Consider the following 9392-nt stretch of genomic DNA (forward strand, 5'->3'; position numbering starts at 1 on the left):
TGATCATGTCTGTCGTTCTCCGCTGGCAGGGCGTCAAGTCAATGATGGCAGATTGCTGGGGTTTTTAGAGGCTCCTTTACGGGAGTTCCACAAACATGCTCGGGATAACGGCTTGGATGTTCCAGAGGTGGATGACACTTTCTACCACATGACAGAGTTCCGCATTGAAGACCCAGACGGTAATCGCCTCTGGATCGGGCAAGTCAAATGACGCCTAACAATTCATTCAAGCCGACGCAGCTTCGCGGGTCGGCTTAATTCAAGCGTTAGCGCCCATGGAAAAAGTTCTCCTGTTCCCTAGGTTCAGCAAGGCACTGGCCGTGCTGCCACTGGTGATTGCCTGCTGGAAGCTCATCACGCTCAGCCCTTACGCGATCGGCTTCTCGCTGAGGTATCTGGCGTCGCCCAGCATGCTCTACAGCTTTGCATTTGATCTTGCTGTGGCCGCAGGAGCCCTCTTGTTATGGCGGGGCCGGCTGGTGAGCCGATGGTTCTTCGCCGCCCAAGCCGCCATGACCTCTGCTGGGTGGCTTGCAACAGGCGGCCTGAGCCGCCTGCCGTGCATCCTTCTCTATTTGAAGGGCATCAACAATCCTGACGCGCCAGCCATTCACGCCTCGCGCAACACACGCATCGCCGCAAGAATCACGTCCGCTTCAACCTGTACATGCACGCCCGGCAATTGCAGATCGCTGGCCTGCTCGGCCTGTTTCAAGCGCGCAATCAACTGACCCGCATCGCGCGGCGAGGCGAAGCCATCGCTGCGCAACAGCAACGCACCGGCGCCATCGTTCACCTTGAAGTAGAACTGCCCATCGCTCTGGCGATATTGCTTGAACACCGGCGGCGCGATTTTTTCGTCTGCGGCAACCGCAGGGGGAGCGGCCTGACTGGACAGATCGCGCAGACCCACTGCAGCGCGCAGCTCGGCCAGAAACGGCGTGGCATAACGCGCGCGCAGACGTGCACCACCGGCGCGCAGAATCGCCTCGATCTTCGCCGGCTCGGCCATCAGCGCCTCGTAGCGCGTGCGCAGCGGTGCGATCTCCTGATCGATACGCTCGAACAGCTGCTGCTTGGCATCGCCCCAACCGATACCGTCAGCGAAGGCCTGGGCAAATGCAGCCGTTTCCTGTGGCCTGGCGAAGGCCTGATAGAGCTGGAACAACGCCGAACCCTGCGTCTCCTTCGCCTCACCGGGCGCGCGCGAATCGGTAAGGATGGAGAACACCAGCTTGCGCAGTTCCTCGCGCGGGGCGAACAGCGCAATCGTATTGCCGTAGCTCTTGCTCATCTTGCGGCCGTCCAGGCCCGGCAACGTGGAGACCTGCTCGTCGATCACCGCCTCGGGCAAGGTGAAGAAGTCGCGGCCATACACATGATTGAAGCGCTGGGCGAAATCGCGCGCCATCTCGATATGCTGAATCTGGTCGCGCCCCACCGGCACCTTGTGCGCGTTGAAGATCAGGATATCCGCCGCCATCAGGACCGGATACATGAACAGGCCGGCGCTCACGCCCGCATCTTCGTCTTCGCCCTCTGCGCGGTTCTTGTCCACCGCCGCCTTGTAGGCATGCGCGCGGTTGAGGATGCCCTTGCCAGCCACGCAGGTCAGCAACCATAGGAGTTCGGTGGTCTCCGGCACATCGGACTGGCGATAGAACCACACCGTCTCCGGATCCAGCCCACACGCCAGCCAGCTGGCGGCGATCTCCAGGGTGGAGCGCTGCGTGCGCGCCGGGTCCTGGGCATTGATCAAGCTGTGCAGGTCGGCCAGGAAGTAGAAGCTCTCCGCATCGGCGCCGGCGCAGGCCTGGATGGCCGGGCGGATCGCACCGACGTAATTGCCCAGATGCGGGGTGCCGGAGGTGGTGATGCCGGTAAGGACGCGCGTGGTCATCTGCGTGAAGGTCAGGAAAGTCAGCGCACAAGTTTAGCCGTTCCGTGCGACCGGCATGGCCGCGCCGGCCCTGCATCCATGATTGCCGCCCTCAGACGCAAAACGGCCCCATCAGGCGACCCGCCGTGTGCAGTGTTCGCTCACCTGATCGTGTGAGCGAAATTGCGCATTCGTCGCAATCCCTGCAAAAAGTCGAAACAAAAAAAACGGGCCGTGCGGCCCGTTTTTTTAAGCATGCGGCGTTAGATCACTTGCGCGCAGCGTCTTCCACTTTCTCGCCAGCGCCCTTCACGTCCTTGCCGGCACCGGCCATCGTGTTGCAACCCGACAGCATGCCGACCGACAACATCGACAGCACCAGCAGCATAATGACACGCTTCATAAAAAAACTCCTTCGTGGGTTAAGCGGCGACTTGCCGCAGATCAATCAATGCACAAACAAAATCAGGCAAGCACTGGAATCAGCACTCACCGTCGCTGCAGTTATTTATCGGCCTTTTTTTCGACCTTCTCACCTGCGCCCTGCATGTCCTTGCCGGCGCCGGCCATGGTGTTGCAGCCAGTCATCACGCCGGCCGAAAACAGGCCCATCACCATCAGTGTCAGCAGTCGCTTCATCGGTCATCCTCAGTTCTGCAGTCTGTGCCAACGCACCGCGCTTGGCGCCAAATCTGACTGCGTGGCCGTGGAGTTGATGTGAACGTGGCGTGCCGCGTTCAGCGACCGATCAATCTCGCATCAGCGTCGACTTGCCGAACAGGCTCTCTACCAGATCCACCGCCAGCTCGGCGGTCGCGTTGCGGTTGTCCAGCACCGGATTGAGCTCGACGATGTCCAGCGACCCCATACGCCCGGTGTCGGCAATCATCTCCATCACCAGCTGCGCCTCGCGGTAGTTGGGGCCACCGGGGACGGTGGTGCCCACGCCCGGCGCGATGCTGGGGTCGAGGAAGTCCACATCGAAGCTCACGTGCAGATGGGTGTCCGCACTCATCCCCTGCAGCGCGGCTTCCATAGTGCGCTTCATGCCGGCCTCGTCGATGTAGCGCATGTCGTAGACCTCAATGCGGTGCTGCTTGATCAGGCGCTTCTCCTCCGGGTCCACCGAGCGGATACCGATCTGCCGCACCTGCTCGGGTAACAGCGCCGGCGCGCTGCCGCCCAGATGGGTCAGCGCCTGCGGGCCCAACCCGCACAGGCAGGCCACAGGCATGCCGTGCACGTTGCCCGATGGCGTCACCTCGCTGGTGTTGAAGTCCGAATGCGCATCCAGCCACAGCACCCGCAGCGGGCGGCCCTGCTCGCGGCAATACTTCGCCACGGCGGTGATTGAGCCGATGCCCAGGCAGTGGTCGCCGCCGAGCATGATCGGCATGCGCCAGGCGCACAGTTCGGCGTAGCTGGCGTCCATCAGCGCCTGGTTCCAGGCCACCACCTCGTCCAGATGCCGGTAGCCGGCCTGCGGGGCCAGCCACGGATTGCGCGGGCCGTCCAGATTGCCCAGGTCGCGCACCTCCACGCCGCGGCCGATCAAGGCCTGCTGCAAGCCGGCGATGCGCAGCGCTTCGGGCCCCATCCGCGCGCCGCAGTGGCCGGCACCGATGTCGGTGGGAACGCCAATCAGGGAAACCGGCAGGTACTGGGTCGCCATGCATTGCTCCAGCGTCGATAAAGCGCTGAAGTCTAGTCGTCGGCTCGCGCACTGACGCGCGGCAGCGCAGCGCACGGCGTGCGTCACCAATCACACAATCGCCTTTGCCACTGCAGCCATACCAACAGCGGCCGATCCCTCGTAGCGGGTCATCGTCGGGCGGGTGCGGACGGCATGCACAAAGGCTGCGGTGTCGGCGTGATCCATCTCGGACGGAGCACGACCGACCACCAGCCGCGTTCGCTTGCCAGCTGCGCAGAGGTTTGATGGCTGCTTCAAGTGACGTGGTTGGGCAGTGTGTGGCGCATCTGTGCGTTGCGGAATACGCTTGTCAGTGAGATTGCGTTGGAAATAGCGGCGGCGGTGGGCAGCCAAGCCGTCACGGCAACATGCGGCTTGCACGCGCGCAGCCGGTGCTTAGCCGCTTAGCGCACTGACACATCCTGATCGCACATCGCACATCGCACATCGCGCAGCCGACAGCTGTCGTGCGCTGCTGTTTTTCTCGCTCAGCCAGTCGTTGAACAGGCCGGCATCCAGCGATCTGTGCGCAAGCGTCCGTGCGCGGCAGCAGTGCCGCCTTCGGTGGCGCGCAACGGCTACCCCGACGCGCGGGAATCGACCACTGACTTGCGCTTCCAACGCGCTGCCGCAGTGCTGATCCATTGCCACGATGGGATAAAGTAGCGTGATGACAATCGAACTGAAGCCCGGCGGCTTATTGATCGCAATCGAAGGCATCGACGGCGCCGGCAAGACCACCCTCGCCCGCAGCCTGGCCACCACCCTGCAAGCGGCAGGCGCCTGCGTCGTACTGAGCAAGGAGCCCACCAATGGCCCCTGGGGCACCCAGTTGCGTCAGTCCGCCGCCACCGGTCGCCTGCGCGCAGAAGAAGAGGCCGAGTTGCTGATCCGCGACCGCCACGAACATGTGAAGACACTCATCGCACCCGCATTGGCGCGCGGCGACGTGGTGATCCTGGACCGCTACTTTCCGTCGATGGTCGCCTATCAGGGTGCCGCTGGCCTGCCGCTGGACGACCTGCTGGAACGCAACGCCTTCGCACCGCGCCCGGATGTGCTGTTGCTGCTCGACCTGCCACCGTCCACCGGCCTGTCCCGCATCCGCGCCCGCGGCGACGCACCCAACCACTTCGAAACCCAGGACACCCTGGAATGCTGCCGCAGCATCTTTGCGCAGCTGCAGTTGCCCGGGAAGCACGTCGTGGACGCCAGCGCCGATGCAGACAGCGTGCTACGCCAGGCCCATACCATCGTCGTGGCAGCATTAGCCGAACGTCTGAGCGGTGACGCCGTCGACGCAGACAAGGCCGTCCTGGAACTGCTATCGGCCGGTCGCCCGGCCTGATCTGCTGCGCGTACTACGCGCAGGCAACAGCAGCGTTGCGCGGTGTGATTTTGCGAGCTGCGAGCTACGAACACCGTACCCAGCCCCGACAGCGCAAGCTGCTTCTCGCCCCTCTCCCCTCAGGGCGAGAAGGCACTGTTTGCGCGCCATCGGCGTGCGTGCCTTGAAGCGCCCGCGCCGCAAGCGCGGGCCGGGGCGCGCAGCGGGAGTTGGGGTGAGGGTGCCTGTGCCGATAAAAGCGCTACTGCACGCGCATTGCTTATACGCAGCCCTTTGGATGTCGGCCGAAGTGAGATTGACGAGCATCACCCACGGCAAGCGCTAGTCATCTACACACCACCGCATCCCTCTGCCATCGATACGCCATCGCAGCCCCTTACCTGCTGACGCCATGGTCCAAGCGACTCACGACACATCAATGACCAGTTGGCATCGAACGCGTAGTGGTAGACGTCTGTACTGATACCGCGTACTCCATCAACCCGCATCCTCAAACAACCCGACCCTCCACACCACCCCCGTAAACTCCAGCCGTCCACCAAACGCATTTCATGACACGTGAACATGCGCCCGCATAGGTTTCCTATGCCTGATCAGGAGAACAGCTCGATGCGTTACCGGTCGTCCACGATCATCGCCCTCACCGCGGTGGCGCTGGCCGCTTGCAGCAGCACGCCACCACCGCCCAAGACACCTCCACCGCCGACCACACGCGTGGTGCCGACCCGTCCAGTGCAGCAGGCCGAAGCGGCGCTGGCATCGGCCTCGGGGAGCCTGGTGAGCGGTCGCGTTGTTTTGGTTCCTGCGTTACAGGGCATTCGCGTCACCGGCACTGTCGGTGGCCTGCGCCCTGGCGGCGTGGCCGGCTTCCATGTGCACGAGGGCGGTGATTGCAGCGCTGCCGATGCCAGCAGCGCGGGTGCGCATTTCAATCCGACCGGTGCACCGCACGGGCGCGGCAGCAGCGGTGTGCATCACTTGGGCGACATGGACAATCTGCGTGCCGATGCCGAAGGCGTCGCACATCTGGACATGATCATCGCCGGCATCACCTTGGGCGATGCCGCGCCGACCGACGTGGTCGGCAAATCGTTGATCGTGCATGCCGATCCGGACGACTATCGCAGCCAACCCAGCGGCAATGCTGGCGCGCGTCTGGCTTGCGGCGTCATTCGCGTGACTCAGTGGCGCACGCCCCCCTCGCAGCCCTGAGTTGGGGCATCAATGGCCGCAACTGCGGTCTCTCTACAGGAGTTTTTTCATGCGCATTCTTCCGACAACGTTGTTCCTGGCGACCGCGCTGGTGCTGACAGCGTGCAAGCGCGACGAACCCGTACCGGCCGATCCTGCACCCGCACCGAAGGCCAGCATGCCGGCCGAAGCGGCGCATGGTGGCGAGCACGGTGCCTCCATGGTTACCGAAGCGGCAGCCACCACGACCGCAACCGCCGAGCTCAAGCCGACCAAGGACAGCGAAGTCAAAGGCACCGTGAGCTTCAAGATCGTCGACGGCGCGCCGCGTGTCACCGGCCAGCTCAGTGGCATCAAGCCCGACAGCGAGCACGTCTTCCACATCCATGAGAGGGGCGATTGCAGCGCACCGGACGGCAGCAGCGCCGGCGGCCATTTCAACCCGGCCCAGTCCGATCATGGCGCCGTCAGTGCCGACCCGCATCACGGCGGCGACATGCCCAACATCAAGGCCGACGCGCAGGGCAATGCCAGCATTGATGGCCCGGTGTCGAGCAACGTCAATCTCGGCAAGGCCGACAAGTTCGATATCGCAGGCCACGCCGTCATCGTGCACGCCGATGCGGACGACTACAAAACCCAGCCCACTGGTAACGCTGGCGGCCGTCTGGCCTGCGGTGTGATCACCACCGATAACGCGCCGGCTGCGACCAAGTAAGCGACAGAAGCGAGCAGGCAATCAAACGCTGCGGTGGTTTATCGCCGTTCCGTGATCGGTCTGGCGCACACCTGCCAGGCATCGGTTCTGGTTTCAGCACACGGAATCGGTTAAGCACACGGACGTGAGGCACGCAGGACCGCGCCAGATTCGTCACACAAACGCCGGTTTCCAGTGCGCGTACAGCACAGACGCCGACGCAACCGGCGCGCTGCTTACGCAGCCAACGCCTGACGCGGATCCTGCCTAGGTTCCACATGCACATACAGCACCGGCAGCCCATGCGCTTCCAGCACGGCGGCCATCTGGCGCTGACGCGAGAGATAGTGCTCATAGACCCCGCGTAGGCGCTCGCAGTTTTCGCGGTCGTATGTGTAGTAATCGCACCAGCCGGCCGGGTCGAATAGCGCGATACGCACTTCGCCATCGACATAGCGCAGCACCGGTTCGGGTGGTTGTTCCAGCCACTCTTCGGTGTGCGGCGCGAGCAGGGCGGCCTCGATCAGCGGCCATAGCGGCGCCAGGCCCTGGTTGTCGTACTGCATCGAAATCATCGCCGCCAGATCGTGCGCAGTGAGGTAACGCGCGTGTTCGATGCGCGCGCCGAAGCTTTCCTGCGCCAGCAGTGCGGTATCGGCCTGCGCCATGCCCTGTGCCAGCAGCAGGTCTTCCATCGCATCGGCCACCGTTGCGACGATCTCCGGATCGCCGGAGAGGAGGAACGGCAGCACCCGCAGGCCGCCGCCGGTCAGCTGGGTGTCGGCCTGGAAGGGCAAGGGAATCTCGCCTTGCGCATCGGCACCGAAGGCCAGCACACGCGGGCCCTGGTCGCGGCCAGGTGCGCGCGCATGCAGCTCTTCCAACCGGCGATGCAGCGGCCAGCCCGGCCGCAGCACTTCGGCGGGGTCGAAATGTGCCATTGCCACGCTCAGTTCCAGCGTGCGCACTTCAGGGATCCATTGCGCCAGGTCGCGGCCGATGCGTTCGGCCAGCATGCCTGCCTGCTCTGGCGCCAAAGCGCCGCGCTCGGGGGCGGTTCCGCCCGTCAATTCCAGCGCCATGACACCCATGGCGGTCACACCGTGTTCGGTCTTGCTCATGATTCGCGGTTGGCCCATCACGGGGGTCGAAGCTACACTGCGGCCATTATGCCTGCCGGCCCTGTGCAGGACATGTCCCCGAGTCCTCCATGCCAGGTCAACCGATGCACGCAGCCCGTCCCGTCGCCATCTTGGGTGGCGTTCGTATCCCGTTCTGTCGTCAGAACACCGCGTACGCGGACGTGGGCAACCTGGGCATGTCGGTGCGCACGCTGGGCGCGCTGGTCGAGCGCTTCGGGCTGCATGGGCAGCAACTGGGCGAAGTGGCGATGGGGGCGGTGATCAAGCACGCATCGGACTGGAACCTGGCGCGTGAGGCGGCGCTGTCGTCCGGCCTGTCGCCGCTGACGCCGGGCATCACCCTGCAGCGCGCCTGCGGCACCAGCCTGGATTCGGTGATCACCATCGCCAACAAGATCGCGCTGGGCCAGATCGATTCGGGCATCGGCGGCGGTTCGGACACGACTTCGGAAGTGCCGATCGTCTACGGCAAGAAGCTGCGCGCGCGGCTGATGGCCGCCAACCGGGCAAAGGCCACCGGCGACAAGCTCAAGGCGCTGCTGCGTGGTTTCAAATTTGGTGAGCTCAAGCCGGAATTCCCCGGCGTGGCCGAGCCGCGCACTGGCAAGAGCATGGGCGAGCATTGCGAGGACATGGCCAAGGAATGGAACATCGCGCGCGATTCGCAGGACGCGTGGGCGGTGGCCTCGCACCACAAGCTGGCCGCTGCCTATGAGCGCGGCTTCTTCGATGCGTTGATCGCCCCGTTCCGCGGCGTGTCGCGCGACAACATCCTGCGCGCGGACACCTCGCTGGAAAAGCTCGCCACGCTGCGCCCTGCCTTCGACAAGACGTCCGGACGCGGCACGCTGACCGCGGCCAATTCCACCCCGCTCACCGACGGTGCCGCTGCGGTGCTGTTGTCCAGCGAAGCCTGGGCGCTGGCGCGCGGCTACACCCCGATGGCCTATCTGCGCGATGCGCAGGTGTCGGCGGTGGATTTCGTGCATGGCGAAGGCTTGCTGATGGCGCCGACCATTGCAGTGCCGCAGATGCTGGCGCGCCAGGGCCTGACCCTGCAGGACTTCGACATTTACGAAATCCACGAGGCGTTCGCCGCGCAGGTACTGTGCACGCTGGGCGCCTGGGAAAGCGAAGACTACTGCCGCAATCGCCTGGGGGTGGATGCGCCACTCGGCCGTATCGACCCGGACAAGATCAACCCGCTGGGCTCGTCGCTAGCCACCGGCCACCCGTTCGCCGCCACCGGCGCGCGCGTGGTGGCTACCGCCGCCAAACAACTGGAAGAACGCGGCGGCGGCCGTGCGTTGATTTCGGTCTGTACCGCCGGTGGCATGGGCGTGGTGGCCATCGTCGAGCGCTAAGCAACCTCTGAACAACGCACCCACGATGCGCAACACTATCCACTCACCTCCATGCAACTGCCCTTCGGTGATGCACAG

General features: G+C 64.3%; 10 protein-coding genes. 5 read left to right on the forward strand and 5 right to left on the reverse strand.

Annotated features, from left to right (window positions below):
• A partial coding sequence (locus XpopCFBP1817_RS22240; protein WP_208619655.1) for a VOC family protein occupies window positions 1-211 on the forward strand: 211 nt, incomplete at its 5' end.
• Between the two features lie 399 nt (window positions 212-610).
• Here the strand turns inward: XpopCFBP1817_RS22240 and XpopCFBP1817_RS17670 are convergent.
• The 4 genes from XpopCFBP1817_RS17670 to rocF form a co-directional block, all read right to left on the reverse strand.
• Window positions 611-1900, reverse strand: coding sequence for a tryptophan--tRNA ligase (locus XpopCFBP1817_RS17670; RefSeq protein WP_128418116.1), 1290 nt, complete (start codon window positions 1898-1900; stop codon window positions 611-613).
• A 247-nt stretch (window positions 1901-2147) separates the two neighbouring features.
• Entirely contained in the window at window positions 2148-2282 is a 135-nt protein-coding gene (locus XpopCFBP1817_RS17675) for an entericidin A/B family lipoprotein (RefSeq protein WP_128418117.1), read from the reverse strand.
• Window positions 2283-2383: 101 nt separating this feature from the next.
• The gene (locus XpopCFBP1817_RS17680) at window positions 2384-2518 is read right to left on the reverse strand and encodes an entericidin A/B family lipoprotein (RefSeq protein WP_128418118.1); all 135 of its coding nucleotides are present in this window, start codon (window positions 2516-2518) and stop codon (window positions 2384-2386) included.
• 109 nt (window positions 2519-2627) lie between these two features.
• Window positions 2628-3551: an arginase gene (gene rocF, locus XpopCFBP1817_RS17685; RefSeq protein WP_128418119.1), complete on the reverse strand. Its 924-nt coding sequence runs from the start codon at window positions 3549-3551 to the stop codon at window positions 2628-2630.
• A 691-nt stretch (window positions 3552-4242) separates the two neighbouring features.
• On the opposite strand from rocF, the gene tmk reads away from it, so the two are divergent.
• From tmk to XpopCFBP1817_RS17705, 3 genes are all read left to right on the forward strand, one after another.
• The gene (tmk, locus tag XpopCFBP1817_RS17690) at window positions 4243-4920 is read left to right on the forward strand and encodes a dTMP kinase (RefSeq protein WP_128418120.1); all 678 of its coding nucleotides are present in this window, start codon (window positions 4243-4245) and stop codon (window positions 4918-4920) included.
• A gap of 609 nt (window positions 4921-5529) precedes the next feature.
• Window positions 5530-6132, forward strand: a complete 603-nt coding sequence (locus tag XpopCFBP1817_RS17700; RefSeq protein WP_167393969.1) for a superoxide dismutase family protein — start codon at window positions 5530-5532, stop codon at window positions 6130-6132.
• 49 nt (window positions 6133-6181) lie between these two features.
• Entirely contained in the window at window positions 6182-6829 is a 648-nt protein-coding gene (locus XpopCFBP1817_RS17705) for a superoxide dismutase family protein (protein WP_128418121.1), read from the forward strand.
• 215 nt (window positions 6830-7044) lie between these two features.
• On the opposite strand, the gene XpopCFBP1817_RS17710 is transcribed toward XpopCFBP1817_RS17705, so the two are convergent.
• Window positions 7045-7929: a hypothetical protein gene (locus XpopCFBP1817_RS17710; protein WP_167393970.1), complete on the reverse strand. Its 885-nt coding sequence runs from the start codon at window positions 7927-7929 to the stop codon at window positions 7045-7047.
• Window positions 7930-8018: 89 nt separating this feature from the next.
• Between XpopCFBP1817_RS17710 and XpopCFBP1817_RS17715 the strand changes: the two genes are divergently transcribed.
• Window positions 8019-9314, forward strand: coding sequence for an acetyl-CoA C-acetyltransferase (locus XpopCFBP1817_RS17715; protein ID WP_128418123.1), 1296 nt, complete (start codon window positions 8019-8021; stop codon window positions 9312-9314).
• Window positions 9315-9392: the final 78 nt, after the last annotated feature.

Source organism: Xanthomonas populi, from assembly GCF_002940065.1.
Taxonomy (GTDB): domain Bacteria; phylum Pseudomonadota; class Gammaproteobacteria; order Xanthomonadales; family Xanthomonadaceae; genus Xanthomonas; species Xanthomonas populi.